Origin of the sequence: Nocardia sp. NPDC019219, assembly GCF_040632645.1 — a bacterium.
In the GTDB taxonomy this organism is placed as follows: Bacteria; Actinomycetota; Actinomycetes; order Mycobacteriales; family Mycobacteriaceae; genus Nocardia; species Nocardia sputorum.
Genome location: NZ_JBEYCG010000001.1, coordinates 198,337 through 214,359, shown reverse-complemented (window position 1 = coordinate 214,359; position 16,023 = coordinate 198,337). Strand labels below are relative to the sequence as shown.

Sequence of the window (16,023 nt, the reverse complement as noted above, 5' to 3'; positions counted from 1 at the left end):
TGGCTCGCCGTCGCTCGGCCCGGCCGCTGTCTGCGGACGGACTACCGCGTCATCGAGGCGGGCGGGCGCGCGTCAGAACGCGGCTTCGTCCAGCTCCATGATGTCGTTGTCCAGGTTGGACAGCACCGCGCGGGTGGCGGTCAGCTCCGGCAGGATGTTGCGGGCGAAGAACTGGGCGACCGCGATCTTGCCGTGGTAGAACGCCTCGTCGGCGCCGGTCGCGCCGTTGTCCAGGGCCGCGATGGCGACCTCGGCCTGGCGCAGCAGCTGCCAGCCGATGAGCAGGTCACCGACGGAGAGCAGGAAGCGCACCGAACCCAGGCCGACCTTGTACAGCTCGCTCGGCTGCTCCTGGGCGCCCATCAGGTGGCCGGTGAGCGTGGCGGCCATGGCCTGCACGTCCTCCAGCGCCGTGGCCAGCAGCTTGCGCTCGCCCTTCAGGCGGCCGTTGCCTGCCTCGGCGTCGATGAACTTCTGCACCTGGCCGGCCACGTGGGCCAGCGCGACGCCGCGGTCACGGGCGATCTTGCGGAAGAAGAAGTCCTGCGCCTGGATGGCGGTGGTGCCCTCGTAGAGCGAGTCGATCTTCGCGTCGCGGATGTACTGCTCGATCGGGTAGTCCTGCAGGAAGCCGGAACCGCCCAGCGTCTGCAGCGACTCGGTCAGGTACTGGTAGGCCCGCTCGGATCCGACGCCCTTGACGATCGGCAGCAGCAGGTCGTTGACCCGCGCGGCCAGGTCCGCGTCCGCGCCCGAGACCAGCTGCGCCACATCGGCGTTCTGGTGGGCGGCGGTGTACAGGTACACCGCGCGCAGGCCCTCGGCGTACGCCTTCTGGGTGGCCAGCGAACGACGGACGTCCGGGTGGTGGGTGATGGTCACGCGGGGCGCGGCCTTGTCGGTCATCTTGGTCAGGTCGGCGCCCTGGACCCGCTCCTTGGCGTAGTCCCGCGCGTTCAGGTAACCGGTCGACAGGGTCGCGATGGCCTTGGTGCCCACCATCATGCGGGCGTGCTCGATGACCTCGAACATCTGCGCGATGCCGTTGTGCACCTCGCCGACCAGCCAGCCCTTGGCCGGGATGCCGTGGCCGCCGAAGGTGACCTCACAGGTGGCCGAGACCTTCAGGCCCATCTTGTGCTCGACGTTGGTGACGAAGACGCCGTTGCGCTCGCCCAGCTCACCGGTCTCGTGGTCGAAGTGGAACTTCGGCACGAAGAACAGCGACAGGCCCTTGGTGCCCGGCCCGGCGCCCTCGGGGCGGGCCAGCACCAGGTGCATGATGTTCGGGAACAGGTCGTCGGAGTCGGCGGAGGTGATGAACCGCTTGACGCCCTCGATGTGCCAGGAGCCGTCTTCCTGCTTGATCGCCTTGGTGCGGCCGGCGCCCACGTCGGAACCGGCGTCGGGCTCGGTCAGCACCATGGTGGCGCCCCAGCCCTGCTCGGCGGCGATCTGCGCCCACTTCTTCTGCTCGTCGGTGGCGTTGTTGTAAAAGATGTTCGCGAAGCCGGGGCCTGCGGCGTACATGAAGGCGGCCGGCTGCGCGCCCAGGATCAGCTCGGCGACGGCCCAGTAGGCCGCGCGCGGGATCGGCAGGCCGCCGAGCTCCTCGGCGATGCCCAGCTTGTCCCAGCCGCCGTCCTGCAGGGTGCGGTAGCTCTTCTTGAACGACTCCGGCAGTGTGACCGTGTGGTTCTCGGGGTCGAAGACCGGCGGGTTGCGGTCGGCGTCGGCGAACGACTCACCGAGCGGACCCTCGGCCAGGCGACGCACCTCGTTGAGCATCTCCTTCACGGTGTCCGTGTCGAGATCGCCGTAGGCGCCGCTGTCCAGGATCGACCCGAGGCCGAGAACCTCGAAGAGGTTGAACTCCAGGTCGCGGACGTTGCTCTTGTAGTGACCCATTGTCAGTACTCACTCTCCGTTGAGTTGGTGCGGTCGGTATGGTTGCCGTTCCCGCCCGTTGTTCGCTCCACCGGGGTAGTCGTGCCGGTTTTCCGCATGCTACTCGCGGGTAACTTATGCAACATATTACCGGCCGGTAATGACTGCGCAAAGAGCTGAGCAGGCAATGTGACGCGTTTTACAGTGTTTGATTTGCCGCGCCTTCGCGCGGCGTGTTCGCGGCCCCCTTATGACTCGCGTTCGAGCGACCGCCGCTTGCTCCTTCGTCGCTTACGCGGCGGCCACTCGAACGCGAGCCGGGCCGCGAACGGCGGATGCTCGGTCTCGCTTCGCTCGGAAGACGGGGTCGAGGTGTGCCCGACGTGCAGGCATCCGACCTCGGTACTCGGTATAGGTAGCATCGGGCGCTCTCGAGTCGATCGGTGCTTGCGGTTCTGCTCGGCTGCCGATGGGCGGGATGCGGTGCGGTCGGCCCTTGCGAAAGACGAGCGAGCCGGACTGGTGGTGGTTCCGCCGCACGGTGTGACGGCCAGGGATCTAGAGCCGGACGGCGCGTTTGGGCAGGTCGATAGTCGGCAGCGGCGGTGCGGCTTCGCGGGTGATGTGGAACCGGCGCGGCAGAATGACTTCAATGCTGATCGAGACGAGTGCCGGGCCGGCTGAGGTCGAGCTCGAACAGCCGCGTAGGCCCGCGTTTCTGCTGCTGCTCACGCATGGCGCGGGTGGTGGGGTGGAGGCGAAGGACCTGCTCGCGGTGCGGGATGCCGCGCTGCGGTTGGGGGGCGGGGTCGCGCGGGTGGTGCAGCCGTATCGGGTTGCGGGGCGGCGGGCGCCGGGGTCGGCGGTCAAGCAGGACGAGGCGTGGCTGGAGGTCGTCGCTCAGTTGCGCGGGCGCAAGCGCATTCCGTTGATTCAGGGCGGGCGCAGCAACGGGGCTCGGGTTGCCTGCCGGACGGCGGTCGCGGCACGGGCCCGAGGTGTGCTCGCGCTCTCGTTCCCGTTGCATCCGCCGGGCAAGCCGGAGAACTCGCGCCGGGACGAACTACTCGCTCCCGGCGGCATCGAGGTGGTGGTCGTCAACGGAGCCAACGACCCGTTCGGCATTCCCGATCCCGCCGACGCCGCGGAGGTCCGCGTCATCCCGGGACAACCGCACGCGTTCCGTGCCGGGTTCGACCTGATCGCCGAGACCGTCACCCCCTGGCTGGAGCGCTGGTCCTGAATCCCTACTCGGCCGGGCGGGTGGCGATGACCAATGCGTCGATCGCGTCGCCCGTTTCGGTGGGCCGGTAGACGCGGTCGGCGAGGCGCACGCGCACCTGGCTCGCCGCCGCCAGGGGGCCGAGATCGGCGACGATGTCGTCGGGAGTGAAGAGGATGGCCGGGTCCTGCGGCCCGCCGCAGCCGTCGGTGATGTTGGTGGTGTCGTGGCCGAGCACGAGCAAGGTGCCCTCCGGAGCGAGCAGGCCGGCCGCCTTGCGGACCAGCGCGCGGCGCGGCTGCGCGGGCAGGTGCAGGAAGACCATCAACACCAGCTCGAACGGCCCGGTGATCCCTGCCTCGTCCAGGTCCGTGACGTCGGCGCACTGCCAGGTGATGCGACTGCGGACCGAGCGGGACAGGCGCGAGGCCACGGTGCGGCCCTTGTCGATGCCCACTTGGGAGTAGTCGACGGCGTGCACCTGCCAGCCGTGCGTGGCGAGCCACAGGGCGTTGCGGCCCTCCCCGCACGCCAAGTCGAGCGCGCGGGGGAGCTCCGGCGCCTCGCCCTCGGGTGTGGTCTGCAGGGGCGCACGGCGTTCCAACCCGTAGACGTGCTCCACCACGGTGTTGTTCGGCGGTGCGCCCCAGACCAATTCCGTTTGCGCGTAGCGCTCGTCCCAGTCGGCCGCGTCCATATCTCGAGTCTATTGATCGCGCGGCCCGTACTCCGGGGGTTGCCCGAGTCAGTCCGATACCTGCGAGAGCCAGTGCACCGGCGTGGTCTCGCGCAGGTGGATCAGCACGTCGAACGCGTCGACGAGCGAGGCGAGCCGGATGTTCGCCGTGGCGTCGGCCGCCGGGTCGTAGACGCCGCTGATGGTGCGCAGCTTCGCCGGCCCGGTCAGCCACTCGCGGACCGGTTCCGGCGCCGAGGCGCGCAAGTCCACGTAATAGGCCGGGAGTTCGACCGCACCCAGTGCGGCATCGGCCAAGTCCGGCTGCGGGTCGGGCGCCACGGTCGCGCCGAGATCGCCGTGATGGAAGCCGATACCGACGGACACGTACCCGTCACCCAGCTCAGCGCGCAAATGACTTCCGGTACCGCGGAATTCGACCGAGCCGAGCACGATCGGAAGACCGCTGGTGTGCGCGAGCCCGTCCCAGTAGACGATCTTGGCGCCGGTCGAGCGTCGCCGTTCCAGCACCCTTTCCGCGGCGGGCCGTTCGTCCCGGGCGAATCCTCGGTTGGCGACGCTCTGCCGGTGGAAGTCGAGGATCAGGCGGGCGTGGCCGAGCGCCGTGGTGCGCTCGCTCGTGTCCGGCAACTCCGCGAGCAGCGCGAGGGCATCCTCGGCGTGCTCCACGAACGGGCGGCCGGGGTGGGTGCCATGGTGACGCTGGACATGCTCATCGACCTGGTGTGCGGTGCGGATCGGGGCGAGGTGCGCCTCGATCGCGGCGAACCGGTCGGGAGCTGCCCGGCGCACATAGTCGAGCACCGCGTCGTAGTCGCTCGGCTCGGCATGCGGCGGTTCGACGCCGAAGATGCGCACCGGGTCGTCCGGATGCGCCAGGTTGTACGCGCGGATCCATCGCAACGTGGCCACCGATTCCTCGGTGCGCCATGGCCGCCAGGCGCCGGCGAGCACGGTTTCCGGGTCGCCGGCGCCGTCGGTGACGAACCGGTCCCAGCGCTCGCCGGAGCGCGCGCTGTCCTGAATGGCGAGCGCGCGGAAGCCATGCCGTTCGACCAGTCCGCGAAACAACCGCTCGCGCACCCCGAAGGTCTGCCGGGAGAACCGCGTCGACTCGCCCAGACCGACCACGGTGGCGGCGCCCAGCCGCGCGATCAGTGTGTCGAGATCCGCGCCGGAGGCGTCCGGATCGGAACTGTCGATCGCGACGGCGTTGTCGCGCAGCCAGGCGCGGACGTCGACGGTGGTGTTGAGCATGGTGCCTCCCGGAAATGCGAACGATCCAACGCGGTGCAGCCTCATACATCAACTAATGTTGAGGTCAAGTACCGCGTCGGATCGCCGTTCCGGACTACAGCGTGGTGCGCATCAGCAGGACGTTGTACTGGCTGTGCACCGTCGTGAGGAAGTACAGATCGCGCCCGGTCTGGTAGGGGAAGATCGAGGGTGCGTAGGCGCTGGGCAATTCCCGAGTGTCGATCAATACTTCGGGTTCGCTCCACGGGCCGACCGGCGAGGACGCCCGCCGCATCACCACGGAGTTGAATCGGTCGGTGGTGAGCGAAATGTATTGGCCGAGATAGGCGTTATACATCACCGACAGCTCGCCGACGCCGAACATGATCGGCGCCGCGGCATTCACGTCGTTCTTTCGCCACGCGTGGCCGTCCCAGTATTCGTATTCGGCGAGATTCGCGATATCCTGCGCGCGCACGCGGGCGACGTGGGCGGTGTGATTGCGTCCGGACCGCGTGCCGTATTCATAGATGTATCCGCCGTCCGAGAGGAAGGCGTTCATCTGGAAGTTGGCGTTCCCGCCCTCGTTGTTCCGCCGCGTTTCCGGCAGTTCGGCCCAGGTCTCGCCGTTGTCCCCGGAGACGGCGAGTCCGGAGAAATTGGTGCTCCACTGGCCGACGTCGTCCCAGGTCTTCACCGACATCAAGCTCATGAACTGCACGCCGTCGACCGAGATGCCCGCGGTGGGGATCCGGCTGATCTCCAGGAAGGGAATCTTCGGGCTGGGAATCAAGTCGCGCGCCTGGCCGAATACGTCGCGCACCACGCTGTCGAAGAAGATGCCCTCGGCCGGATCGGTGGTGTGGCTGCGCAGGAGGATATTGCTGCGCCAGGCCCACATGCTGCCCGCGAGCAGATTGGGGAATCCGACGCCCGCGGTGTCGCCGAACGCGGTGAGCATTTCGCCGTGCCCGTTGTCCCACATGATCCCGAGATCGGTGCCGAGGACGTTGTAGGTCTGGGTGTTGTTCGGGCTGGCCATGCCGGTCACCTGGAAGACCGCCTTGGTGCGGCCGAGCAGATTCGGTAATCCGGTCGTGCCATTGAGCACGGGAATCGGATTGATGGCGTTCGGGTTGGCGATGGCGGGGGTAGTCGCCGTGAAGAGCAGGGCCGAGACGCCCGTCAGCGCCGAGAGCAGGAAGGATGCGGTCTTGAGCACTGTCTGTGAGCCCTCCGGTTTCTTCCCGAGAGCGGTGCGAAACACAGACGTCCCGCGATACACAGACCCTTCGCAGCGTGCCTCGCACCACTAGTCGACTGGCTGGCAAATCGTGCAAATGCTAGCAGTGGAACCGGTCGCGAGGAGCCTTCTCCGACAGATTGGCAAATTTGTAGCTATCTTGCTGGGGAGCGGCCGATCGCCTTACGGATGATCAACGGGAATTGGGTCGCGCGCTCGACGGCGAGGGTTCGCCGGGTGGATGCTGCCCACGACTTCTCGAAGAGTCGCTTGGCGGCGGCGACCGCGTGGGGCGACCTCGTCGCGAGGCGGTCGGCGAGCTTCTCGGCCTCGGCGACGGGGTCCGGCGCCAGCTCGGTGACCAAGCCGATCCGTGCGGCGTAGGCCGCGTCCACGGTGTCCGCGGTCATCGCGAGCAGGAGGGCTTTGTCCATGCCGATCAACCTGGACAGCGTCGCCGCGCCGGTCATGTCCGGAACCAGGCCGTGCTTGACCTCCATGACGGAGAACTCCGCGTCGGGAGTGGCGAAACGGACGTCCGCCGCGAGCGCGAGTTGCAGCCCGCCGCCGTAGCAGCGCCCGTGTACGGCGGCGATCACCGGCACGGGCAGGCGGCGCCAAGCCCAGCACGCCTCCTGGAAGGCGTTCGTGCCGCGCCAGGGCAGGGGAACGAAGTTGCGTACGATTGCCAGAGGGTCGCTGGTGGCTGCGGCGACGTCCAGTCCGCTGCTGAAGCTGGGTCCGTTGCCGGACAGAATCACCGCCCGCACATCGCTGCGACGAGCTACCAGCTTCGCGCTGGCAACCAACCCGTTGAGCATGTCGATGGTCAGGCCGTTGTGTTTGTCCGGCCGGTCCAGCGTGACGTACGCGCGATGGTCGTCGAACCGCACGGCGATGTTGGTGCCCATTCCCGAATCTTACTCACGAGTCAGTTGTGCCGCGCGCGCTGTTGCCGGAGGCCGCGGCCTCTGCTCTAATCGGACTCGAGTTACCGTCAATGTTGACGGTTCTGGAGCGGAGGACACATGCTGCCAGCCGGAATGGACCCGAGAACGCCGGTGCTCGTCGGCGCCGGGCAGGTCGTACACCGACCGGGTGAGCCGGGCCTGCCCGGTCCGGTCGAACTCGCCGCCGAGTCGCTGCGCCGGGCGGGCGCCGACAGCGGCGTCGGCGACCGGCTGCTGCGGTCGGCCGATCTGATCGCCGCCGTTGCCCCGGTCAGCCGCCCCTACGGCGACTTGGGCGCGCTCGTCGCGGCCGACCTCGGCGTCACCCCGAGAAGAACCGTGCAGTCGGTGCGTTTCGGCGGTGACGCGCCGCAGCGGCTACTCAACAGCGTCGCCCAGGCCATCGCCGACGGCCGCTCGGACGTCGCCCTGCTCACCGGGGCTGAAGCGGTGTACTCGGGGACGGCGGCCGCGCGGACCGGCACGGCGGTGGACTGGCCCGATCAACCCGAGGACGTGGGCCCCGACGAGATCATCGGCTCCGATCGCGGCCCGAACTCGGATATGGAGACCGCCGCGGGCCTGTGGGGCCCCGTGTATTTCTACGCGCTCATGGAAACGGCGCTGCGCCGCAGACTCGGGTCGAGCGCGGCCGCGCACAACGAGCGGATCGGTGCCTTGTGGTCGCGGCTGTCGGAGATCGCGGCGCGCAATCCGTACGCGTGGCAGCCCACCGCGCAGTCCGCGGCCGACCTCGTGACGCCCGCGCCGGCCAACCGGATGGTGTCGACGCCGTACCCGAAACTGATGGTCGCGAACCTGACCGTCGACCTGGGAGCCGGGCTCATCCTGTGCAGCGCGGCGGCCGCCGACGCCGCCGGTGTGCCACGGGACCACTGGGTGTTCCCGCACGCGGGCGCCACCGCGACCGACGAGTGGTTCGTCTCCGAGCGCGCGGACATGTCCCGCTCGCCCGCCATCGCCGCCGCGGGCAAAGCGGCGCTCGGTGCGGCGGGCATCGCGATAGACGATGTCGCGCACATCGACCTCTACTCGTGCTTCCCGGTCGCGGTGCAGATCGCGGCGGAGGAACTCGGCCTGCCGATCGATGATCCGTCCCGGCCGCTGTCGGTGACCGGTGGCCTGACCTTCGCGGGCGGGCCGGGCAACAACTACACGACGCACTCGATCGCGACGCTGTCCGGCATCCTGCGCGCGGAACCCGACGCCTACGGTCTGGCGACGGCGCTCGGTTGGTACAGCACCAAGCACGGTATCGGTGTGTACTCGGCCAGGCCGCCCGAGCGGCTGTTCCGTGCGATCGAGGCGGAAGTGCCCGCGGCGCGGCGCGAACCGGCGCCCGGGTACACCGGTCCCGCCACGGTCGAGTCCTACACCGTGGCCTACCGCAAAGGCCCCGCGCCCGACCGCGCCGACGAGCCGGAAGCCGTTGTGGTGAGCGCGCTGACGCCCGCGGGGACCCGCATACTGGTTCGGGCGTCGGATGCCGACACCCTCGCGGCGTTCACCGCGGGCGACCCGCTCGGCGCGGACGCCGAGCTCGCCGCGGACACGTTCACCCTGCTCACCGAGAGGAGCGCCCGATGAACGACTCGATCCTGATCGAGCGGCGCGACGCCATCACCGTGCTGACGGTCGACCGTCCCCAGGCGCGCAACGCGATCAACCTGGCCACCGCGCAGGCCATCGAGGCCGCCGTCGACGAGTTCGAAGCCGACGCCGCGGCGCGCGTGCTGGTGCTCACCGGTGCGGGCGGAACCTTCAGCGCGGGAATGGATCTCGTCGCCGCGTCGAAGGGCGAGATGCCGATGACGCAGCGCCGCGGTCCGCTCGGCATCACGGCGAAGCCCCCGGCGAAGCCGATGATCTCCGCGGTCGAGGGCTTCGCGCTGGCCGGTGGATTCGAGCTCGCCCTGGCAGGCGATCTCATCGTCGCGGCACGCGACGCGCAGTTCGGCATTCCCGAGGTCAAGCGCGGCCTGGTGGCCGCGGGCGGTGGCGTGCTGCGCCTGACCCAGCGGCTGCCGCGCAGCATCGTCGCCGAACTCGCGCTCACCGGGGGCCGGATCGGCGCCGAGCGGCTCTATCAGCTGGGCCTGGTCAACCGGGTCACCGATCCGGGCGCGGCACTGTCGGTGGCGCTCGAACTCGCGGCCGAGATCGTCGCCGCCGCACCGCTCGCGGTGGCCGCGAGCAAGCGGATCATCGACGAGTCGCCGGATTGGCCGGTCGCGGAGGCATTCGCGAAGCAGGGCGAGATCGCCCTGCCCGCACTGATTTCCAAGGACGCCGCCGAAGGCGCGCTGGCGTTCGCGCAGAAGCGCGAGCCGCAGTGGCAGGGCCGCTGAGGGGCGGGCCGGGACACGTCCGGCTGCCGCAGGCGCAGCGCAGGGAGCGGATGCGCGCGCGGTTGCTGGACGCGGCGGTGGAAAGTCTGGTGGAAGTCGGTTACGCGGGCACGACCACGCTCGAGGTGCAGAAGCGGGCGGGCGTGCCGCGGGGGACGTTGCAGCACTATTTCCCCACCAGAGCCGACCTGCTCGCCGGCGCCGTCGAGCATGTGGCGCGTCGCCGATTCGACCAGCTGACAAGCGAATTCCAGGCCATTCCGGACGACGCGGACCGGTTGGAGACGGCCGTCGAGCTGACCATGCGGATGCTCAGCGGCCCGTCGTTCTGGGCGGCGCTGGAGATGTGGGTGGGCGCGCGGACCGATCCGGAACTGCGGGCGGCGTTCCTTCCGTTGGAGGTCCGCCTGTTCGAGCTGATGCACACCAGCATTCGCGACAGCTTCCGGCGCGAGTTCCCCGACGACCCCCGGGTGCCGACGATCACCGAGTTCACCATCGAGATCATGACCGGCCAGGCCCTGCGCGTGTTGCTCACCGGTGACATGTCCCGGAACCGGATTCTGCGGTACCGGTGGGGCAACGCCGTGCGCGTCCTGCTCGGCACGGCGGCCGCCGACACCTTGCTCGACCCGCCCGCGGACCGTAACGGGCAGACGCCTACCGCCGACGGGTGATCGTCTCCAGCAGGACCTGTGCGCAGCCCGCCGGGTCGTCGAAGAACGGCGTGTGCCCGCTGCCGTGCAGCGTGACGTGCTCGGCGTCCGGTAGAACGCTGCGCGCCCTGCGGCTCTGGGTCGCGTAGGTGAGCAGGATGTCGCGACTACCCCAGGCGATCGTCACCGGAATGTCGGCGAGCGCACGGATTTCGAGCGGCGGGACGTCGGTGAACGAGGCGATCGCCTCGTCGAATCCGGCCGCGTCCGCCGCGCCGAGTGCGGTGTCCAGCGCCACCTTCGCATCCAGCGCCCATGGTTTGCCGAAGACCAGCGAGAGGAAGACGGTCCGGCCCGCGGCGGTGCCGAGGACGGACGGAAGGGCGGGACGCAGCTTGCGCGCCAGCGCACGCGACTTGCCCAGCGACTGCTGGCACCACACCCGGCCCGCGGTGTCCCAGAACCCGATCGGCGAGTAAGCGGTCACCGAGCGGGCCAGCCCGCGGGCGCCCAGCTCGAGCGTGATCAGCCCGCCCATCGAGTTGCCCGCGAGATGCGGTTGTTCGATGCCCTGCGCCGCGAGGAATTCGGCGAGCGCCTCGGTGAGATTCGGTACCGTGTTGTGCGCGAGGGGGTGCGTCGATCCGCCGAAGCCGGGCAGGTCGACCGCGATCACTTCGTACGACGCGGACAGTGTGTCGATGATCGGCTCCCACACCTGCCATCGGCTTCCGACCCCGTGGACCAGCACGAGCGGCTCGCCCGCGCCGACGCGGTGATGGTGCAACGTCGTCATGCGCCAACCCTAACAGCAGTCACCTGTCGTCAGTTGGGATCGCGGACCGTGTGGCGAGGGCTGGGCGCTGTCGGTAGGATAATTGGTATGGCAACGCGTAAGGTCACCCTTTCGCTGGACGAAGCCGCCTGGTCGTACGCCGAACAGGCGGCGGCTCGCGCGGGAATGTCGCCGTCGGCTTGGATATCGAAGGCCGCGCGACGGGAGGCCGTGCGCACCGGGGTCGGTCCGGTGTCGGACGTGACCGCCGAGGCCGCCGCGGACGCGGCCGAGCTGGCGGCCGCCGAGGAGGAGATGCGTGCGTCGGGGTGAGCTGTGGATCTACAACCCGCATGGTTCGCCGCGTCGCCGAACGGTCGTGCTCATCAGCAGTGACGGCATCAATGAATCACCGCGCCCCTGGCTGATCGCGGCCGAGGTGATCGAGGACGATCCGCAGGACATCCTCGCGGTTCCGGTAGAGGAACACGGCTGGGTGCACGCCGGCAACATCGGGCGCATCTTCCGTGGTTGGCTGGCCGAGCGGGTGGACGTGGTGGACACCGACACCCTGGAGCGGCTCGACACCGCGCTGCGTGCGGCGATGGATCTCTGAATCGAAGCCTTGTGCGGCAACGTGACTCGCGTAGGTCACCGCGGACGACTACCGCTGGACGTCACACGGCATTATGGTGGCCCACGCCACCGACAGTGGTCAATCTAGGAAGAGGAGTCAGGTGCGGATCTGCATGATCGCCGCGGCGCTGATCGCGCTGCCGGTGCTCGCGGCATGCGGCAGTGACGAAGAGACGGCGGCGCCCACGGTGACGCAGGCCGATCTCGCCAAGTCGTTGCAGGACAAGGGCCTCAAGAACAAGGAGCTGGCCGACTGCGCCGCGAAGGTGTTCGTCGGCCAGGGGATCTCGCAGGACGGACTGCGGATCATGATCAGCGACGAGTACGACACCAAGGCTCCCAACCAGGAAACACTGGGCATGAGCAAGGAGGACGCGGACAAGGCGCGCGCTGCCAGCGGTCGCATCGCGAGCGAGTGCATGTCGGCGGCCCAGCCGCGCTGAGAGATCGGCGGTCGCCGTCGCGGTGCGGCGGCCGACGATTCGCGTAGCGAGGCGGTGCGGCAAACCGTACGCTGACGCTACGTCGGCGCGGGTGTCGACCAGAAGCCGAGGATCCGACCGTGTCACAGCCGCCTTTCCCGACATCGCCGAGCTCGGCGGGAGCACCCGCCCCGCAACCGATCACCCCGTCCGGTCGCTGGTTCGCGCTGGGCGGCGCGCTGATCGCCCTCGGCATCATCGGCGGGATCGTGCTCGGTGCCTTCGGTTTCCTGCAGACCTCGGGCCGGATCGATGACTTCCAGCGGGTCAAGGTGCCCGGCTCCGGCGTGGTGAATCTGGCCGAGTCCGGCGGATACACCGTGTACGTCGAGTACTCCGGGGCGTCGTCCCGGAGCACTCCCGGCACGGTCAACCTGCGGGTGCTCGACCCGGACGGCAAGCACGTGGAGTTGCGGAAGTACGACGCGACCATCACCTATTCCTTCGGCGGGCACGAGGGACGGGCGGGCTTCTCGTTCGAGGCCGGAAAGCCGGGCGGCTACCGCGTGACCACAGCCGGTAGCTCAGAGGTGACGGTAGCCGTCGGCCAAGGTCTCGGCTCGTCGTTCGTCGGCGCCCTGCTCGGCGGGCTCGCCTTGGGTTTCGGTGGCGTGGTGCTCGGTGTACTGGTGATCGTGGTGGTGGCGGTCAAGCGACGCGCGAGCAAGCGCGATGCCGCGGCGGGACGGGTTTCGGGTCGCCCGATCGAATACTGAGCTCCGCGCGGACGCGTGTGCGATCCGCCCTCACAGTGCGACGGTGAGCTCGATCAGCGCGGTCGACCCCGCTTCCAACCCCTCCGCGACCCGGACCGCCTTCTTCATCGGCAGCACGTAGGTCGCCCGCGACTTGTCCGGGAACAACGAAGTGGACCAGCGGCTGCCGCCTACGACCACATGCACCCGCACCGCGCCGAACCCGCCGGACCGGTGCGCGTAGCGCTCCTCGATGTCATCGGCCACGTCCTCGGGCAGCGACACAAAATGCCAGGCGGCATCCCCCTTGTGCTCCCACACTTCCGCCGTGAACGAGTACCGCGAACCACTCACGCCGCGACTGTAGCGGTGGGCATGGGGCCTTGGTAAGTCGCCGAAAACGGATTTCCGGGCCGGTCGGGCGGTCCGGGACGGATCACGTCGGGCCAGCATTCCGATCGCGCTGCGTGCAACCCGTGAGCGACCGGGCGGGGTGCGCGATCGTGGGCTGATGACGACCACCGAGGCCCAATCCACTACCGATGCCGAACTGGATGCGATCTTCGGCCCGATCTTCGACCGGATCGCCCAGGGCGCCGTGGCACGGGAAATCGATCGCACCCTGCCCTACCACGAGGTCGGCGAGTTGCGCGCGGCGAAATTCGGCGCGCTGCGCGTTCCGGTCGAGCTCGGCGGATACGGCGTCACCGTCCGGCAGCTGTTCCGCTTGCTCATCGAACTCGCCGCCGCCGAATCGAACTTGCCGCAGGCGCTGCGGGTGCACTTCTCGTTCGTCGAGGACCAACTGCTGGCCGAGCGGGGGCCGGAGCGGGAGCGCTGGTTGCGCGCGGTGGCCGAAGGCATCCTGGTGGGCAACGCGATCACCGAACCGGGCATCGGCGCGGTGGACCGTTACCGCACCACGCTGACCGAGGACGGCGGGCGTTGGCTGCTCAACGGCGTGAAGTACTACAGCACGGGATCGCTGTACGCGGACTACATCCTGGCGGCCGCCGACCGGAACGGTGAGCGGGTGGGGGTCCTGGTGGACGCGAACGCCGAGGGAGTGCGTCAGCACGACGACTGGGACGGCTTCGGTCAGCGGCTGACGGCCAGCGGCACCACGGAATTCACCGACGTGGTGGTGACCGAGGACCGGATCCTCGGTCCCGGCTACGGCGCGCCCGGCCCCACCTACGCGACCTCCTACCTGCAACTGGTCCAGCTCGCGGTGCTCGCGGGCATCGCCAAGCGCGCCGAGCGCGACATCCGGGAATGGGTCGCGGCGCGCACCCGCGGCTACACCCACTCCGCCGCCGATCTGCCGCGGCACGATCCGCTGGTGCAGCAGGTGATCGGGCGCCTTTCGGCGGCCGCGTTCGCCGCCGAAGCCAGTGTGCTCGCCGTCGCCGACGTGCTCGACGGGGTGCTGGCGAGCGGCGCGAAGGACGAGAGCGCCTTGGTCGCCGCCGAACTCGCGGCGGCTCGGGCGCAGCTCGCCGTCATCGATCTGGTGCTGCCCGCGACGTCGCTGCTGTTCGAGGTGGGCGGCGCTTCGGTGGTGTCCGAACAGCTGCGGTTGGATCGGCACTGGCGCAACGCCCGCACCATCTCGGTGCACAATCCGGCGATCCAGAAAGCGCGCGCGATCGGTGATCATCTGCTCAACGGCGCCGATCTGCCGTTCGCGTGGAGCGCGGGCGAACGCACTCCGGCCGCGGGAGCCGCGCGGTGACCCGCCGGATCCGGTTCAACGCCTTCGACATGAACTGTGTCGCCCATCAGTCACCCGGGCTGTGGCGGCATCCGGACGACCAGTCGCATCGCTACAAGGAACTCGGCTATTGGACCGAGCTGGCGAAGCTGCTGGAGCGCGGCCGCTTCGACGGCATCTTCATCGCCGACGTGCTGGGCACCTACGACGTCTACGGCGGCAACGACGTCGCCGCGCTGCGGCAAGGCGCGCAGATCCCGGTGGCCGACCCGCTGCTGCTGGTCTCCGCCATGGCCGCGGTGACCGAGCATCTCGGGTTCGGCATCACCACCGGCACCGGATTCGAGCATCCCTACCCGTTCGCCCGGCGGCTGTCGACGCTCGACCATCTCACCAACGGCAGGTTGGGCTGGAACGTGGTGACCGGCTACCTGCCCTCGGCAGCGCGCAATTTCGGCGCGGCCGACCAACTCGACCACGACGAGCGCTACAACCAGGCCGACGAGTACCTGGAAGTGCTCTACAAGCTGTGGGAAGGCTCGTGGGAGGACGACGCGGTGGTCCGCGACGCGGCCGCGGGCGTCTACGTGGACCCGGCCAAGGTGCACCACATCGGTCATCGCGGCACGCACTACACCGTGCCGGGCATCCACCTGTCGGAGCCGTCGCCGCAACGGACGCCGGTGATCTACCAGGCGGGCGCGTCGCCGCGCGGCGTGCGGTTCGCGGCCGAGAACGCCGAGGCCATCTTCATCGCCGGTCCGTCGAAACGGGTTCTCGCGCAGACCCTTTCCCGCATCAGAGACGCGCTGGAGGCGGCGGGCCGCGCCCGTGACGCGGCGCGCGTCTACGCGCTCGCGACGATCGTCACCGACGCGACCGACGATGCGGCGCGGCGCAAGCACGAGGAGTACCTGTCCTACGCGAGCGTCGAGGGCGGGCTGGTGTTCATGTCCGGCTGGATGGGCATCGATCTGTCCCGCTACGACCTCGACGACCCGATCGGCCAAGTCGAGAGCAACGCGATCCAGTCGGCGGTGGCGGCGTTCCAGGAATTCGACGACGACGGGCGGGAATGGACCGTCCGCGACATCGGCAAGTGGGCCGGTATCGGCGGCATGGGCCCGGTGTTCGTCGGTTCCGGGGAGACGGTCGCCGACCTCCTCCAAAAGTGGGCCGCCGAGACCGACTTGGACGGCTTCAACCTGGCTTACGCGATCACACCCGGAACGTTCGAAGACATCGTTCGCCACGTGGTCCCGGTGCTGACGGCCCGAGGCGCGTATGCCGAGGAGTACGCGCCCGGCACACTGCGCAACGCGCTGTTCGGCGCGGGTGACCGGTTGCCCGCCGACCACCGGGGGGCGAGCTACCGGCTGGGCGGTGCGGGATCGACGGCTCTGCCGGACACCGTCTCGCGGCCGGGAGCGACGGTCGAGGCGAACTAACGTGCTCGGACGG

Annotated in this window: 17 protein-coding genes; 10 read left to right on the top strand and 7 right to left on the bottom strand. The window is 69.2% G+C overall.

From position 1 onward, the window contains the following. Window positions 1-72 precede the first annotated feature (72 nt). Window positions 73-1,908 carry an acyl-CoA dehydrogenase gene (locus ABZ552_RS01020; protein ID WP_281916339.1) on the bottom strand — a complete coding sequence of 612 codons (1,836 nt, stop codon included), beginning with the start codon at window positions 1,906-1,908 and terminating at the stop codon, window positions 73-75. 631 nt (window positions 1,909-2,539) lie between these two features. On the opposite strand from ABZ552_RS01020, the gene ABZ552_RS01015 reads away from it, so the two are divergent. Beyond that, window positions 2,540-3,130, top strand: a complete 591-nt coding sequence (locus tag ABZ552_RS01015; RefSeq protein ID WP_281916340.1) for an alpha/beta family hydrolase — start codon at window positions 2,540-2,542, stop codon at window positions 3,128-3,130. A 4-nt stretch (window positions 3,131-3,134) separates the two neighbouring features. Here the strand turns inward: ABZ552_RS01015 and ABZ552_RS01010 are convergent, their stop codons facing one another. The 4 genes from ABZ552_RS01010 to ABZ552_RS00995 form a co-directional block, all read right to left on the bottom strand. Further along, the gene (locus ABZ552_RS01010) at window positions 3,135-3,806 is read right to left on the bottom strand and encodes a class I SAM-dependent methyltransferase (RefSeq protein WP_281876220.1); all 672 of its coding nucleotides are present in this window, start codon (window positions 3,804-3,806) and stop codon (window positions 3,135-3,137) included. 48 nt (window positions 3,807-3,854) lie between these two features. Further along, on the bottom strand, window positions 3,855-5,063 hold the full coding sequence (locus ABZ552_RS01005; protein ID WP_357435112.1) for an erythromycin esterase family protein: 1,209 nt from the start codon (window positions 5,061-5,063) through the stop codon (window positions 3,855-3,857). A 94-nt stretch (window positions 5,064-5,157) separates the two neighbouring features. Next, on the bottom strand, window positions 5,158-6,231 hold the full coding sequence (locus ABZ552_RS01000; protein WP_281881196.1) for a DUF4185 domain-containing protein: 1,074 nt from the start codon (window positions 6,229-6,231) through the stop codon (window positions 5,158-5,160). A gap of 209 nt (window positions 6,232-6,440) precedes the next feature. Beyond that, window positions 6,441-7,196, bottom strand: coding sequence for a crotonase/enoyl-CoA hydratase family protein (locus ABZ552_RS00995; RefSeq protein ID WP_281876216.1), 756 nt, complete (start codon window positions 7,194-7,196; stop codon window positions 6,441-6,443). A 117-nt stretch (window positions 7,197-7,313) separates the two neighbouring features. Here ABZ552_RS00995 and ABZ552_RS00990 point away from each other — a divergent pair, with 117 nt between their 5' ends. From ABZ552_RS00990 to ABZ552_RS00980, 3 genes are read left to right on the top strand one after another with little or no spacing between them, the layout of a single operon-like run. Continuing rightward, on the top strand, window positions 7,314-8,843 hold the full coding sequence (locus tag ABZ552_RS00990) for an acetyl-CoA acetyltransferase (protein ID WP_281916344.1): 1,530 nt from the start codon (window positions 7,314-7,316) through the stop codon (window positions 8,841-8,843). Further along, a complete protein-coding gene (locus ABZ552_RS00985) occupies window positions 8,840-9,604 on the top strand; it encodes a crotonase/enoyl-CoA hydratase family protein (RefSeq protein WP_281916345.1) in 765 nt (254 codons plus the stop codon). Before ABZ552_RS00990 ends, ABZ552_RS00985 begins: the two co-directional genes overlap by 4 nt. After that, on the top strand, window positions 9,589-10,281 hold the full coding sequence (locus ABZ552_RS00980; protein WP_357435110.1) for a TetR/AcrR family transcriptional regulator: 693 nt from the start codon (window positions 9,589-9,591) through the stop codon (window positions 10,279-10,281). Before ABZ552_RS00985 ends, ABZ552_RS00980 begins: the two co-directional genes overlap by 16 nt. Here the strand turns inward: ABZ552_RS00980 and ABZ552_RS00975 are convergent. After that, a complete protein-coding gene (locus tag ABZ552_RS00975) occupies window positions 10,265-11,056 on the bottom strand; it encodes an alpha/beta hydrolase (protein ID WP_281916346.1) in 792 nt (263 codons plus the stop codon). The genes ABZ552_RS00980 and ABZ552_RS00975 overlap by 17 nt on opposite strands. Window positions 11,057-11,143: 87 nt before the next feature. Here ABZ552_RS00975 and ABZ552_RS00970 point away from each other — a divergent pair, with 87 nt between their 5' ends. The 4 genes from ABZ552_RS00970 (at window position 11,144) to ABZ552_RS00955 (ending at window position 12,869) form a co-directional block, all read left to right on the top strand. Further along, window positions 11,144-11,368, top strand: a complete 225-nt coding sequence (locus ABZ552_RS00970; protein WP_159846189.1) for a hypothetical protein — start codon at window positions 11,144-11,146, stop codon at window positions 11,366-11,368. After that, window positions 11,355-11,651, top strand: a complete 297-nt coding sequence (locus ABZ552_RS00965) for a hypothetical protein (RefSeq protein ID WP_281876209.1) — start codon at window positions 11,355-11,357, stop codon at window positions 11,649-11,651. The genes ABZ552_RS00970 and ABZ552_RS00965 overlap by 14 nt, the downstream gene beginning before the upstream one ends. 133 nt (window positions 11,652-11,784) lie before the next feature. Continuing rightward, entirely contained in the window at window positions 11,785-12,114 is a 330-nt protein-coding gene (locus ABZ552_RS00960; protein WP_281876206.1) for a hypothetical protein, read from the top strand. Between the two features lie 119 nt (window positions 12,115-12,233). Further along, window positions 12,234-12,869 (top strand): hypothetical protein, encoded by a 636-nt coding sequence (locus ABZ552_RS00955; protein WP_281876205.1) that lies wholly within the window; start codon window positions 12,234-12,236, stop codon window positions 12,867-12,869. A 30-nt stretch (window positions 12,870-12,899) separates the two neighbouring features. Here the strand turns inward: ABZ552_RS00955 and ABZ552_RS00950 are convergent, their stop codons facing one another. After that, window positions 12,900-13,202 (bottom strand): DUF1905 domain-containing protein, encoded by a 303-nt coding sequence (locus ABZ552_RS00950; RefSeq protein WP_281876203.1) that lies wholly within the window; start codon window positions 13,200-13,202, stop codon window positions 12,900-12,902. Between the two features lie 157 nt (window positions 13,203-13,359). On the opposite strand from ABZ552_RS00950, the gene ABZ552_RS00945 reads away from it, so the two are divergent. Next, the gene (locus ABZ552_RS00945) at window positions 13,360-14,583 is read left to right on the top strand and encodes an acyl-CoA dehydrogenase family protein (RefSeq protein ID WP_357435106.1); all 1,224 of its coding nucleotides are present in this window, start codon (window positions 13,360-13,362) and stop codon (window positions 14,581-14,583) included. Further along, entirely contained in the window at window positions 14,580-16,010 is a 1,431-nt protein-coding gene (locus ABZ552_RS00940) for an LLM class flavin-dependent oxidoreductase (protein ID WP_357435104.1), read from the top strand. The genes ABZ552_RS00945 and ABZ552_RS00940 overlap by 4 nt, the downstream gene beginning before the upstream one ends. Window positions 16,011-16,023: the final 13 nt, after the last annotated feature.

Excerpts from the sequence above, each read along its gene's own strand:
- ABZ552_RS00960 (WP_281876206.1), top strand. The coding sequence starts at position 11,785 with ATGATCGCCGCGGCGCTGATCGCGCTGCCGGTGCTCGCGGCATGCGGC.
- ABZ552_RS01015 (WP_281916340.1), top strand. The coding sequence starts at position 2,540 with ATGCTGATCGAGACGAGTGCCGGGCCGGCTGAGGTCGAGCTCGAACAG.
- ABZ552_RS00970 (WP_159846189.1), top strand. The coding sequence starts at position 11,144 with ATGGCAACGCGTAAGGTCACCCTTTCGCTGGACGAAGCCGCCTGGTCG.
- ABZ552_RS00985 (WP_281916345.1), top strand. The coding sequence starts at position 8,840 with ATGAACGACTCGATCCTGATCGAGCGGCGCGACGCCATCACCGTGCTG.
- ABZ552_RS01020 (WP_281916339.1), bottom strand. The coding sequence starts at position 1,908 with ATGGGTCACTACAAGAGCAACGTCCGCGACCTGGAGTTCAACCTCTTC.
- ABZ552_RS00990 (WP_281916344.1), top strand. The coding sequence starts at position 7,314 with ATGCTGCCAGCCGGAATGGACCCGAGAACGCCGGTGCTCGTCGGCGCC.
- ABZ552_RS00975 (WP_281916346.1), bottom strand. The coding sequence starts at position 11,056 with ATGACGACGTTGCACCATCACCGCGTCGGCGCGGGCGAGCCGCTCGTG.
- ABZ552_RS01010 (WP_281876220.1), bottom strand. The coding sequence starts at position 3,806 with ATGGACGCGGCCGACTGGGACGAGCGCTACGCGCAAACGGAATTGGTC.
- ABZ552_RS00945 (WP_357435106.1), top strand. The coding sequence starts at position 13,360 with ATGACGACCACCGAGGCCCAATCCACTACCGATGCCGAACTGGATGCG.
- ABZ552_RS01005 (WP_357435112.1), bottom strand. The coding sequence starts at position 5,063 with ATGCTCAACACCACCGTCGACGTCCGCGCCTGGCTGCGCGACAACGCC.
- ABZ552_RS00995 (WP_281876216.1), bottom strand. The coding sequence starts at position 7,196 with ATGGGCACCAACATCGCCGTGCGGTTCGACGACCATCGCGCGTACGTC.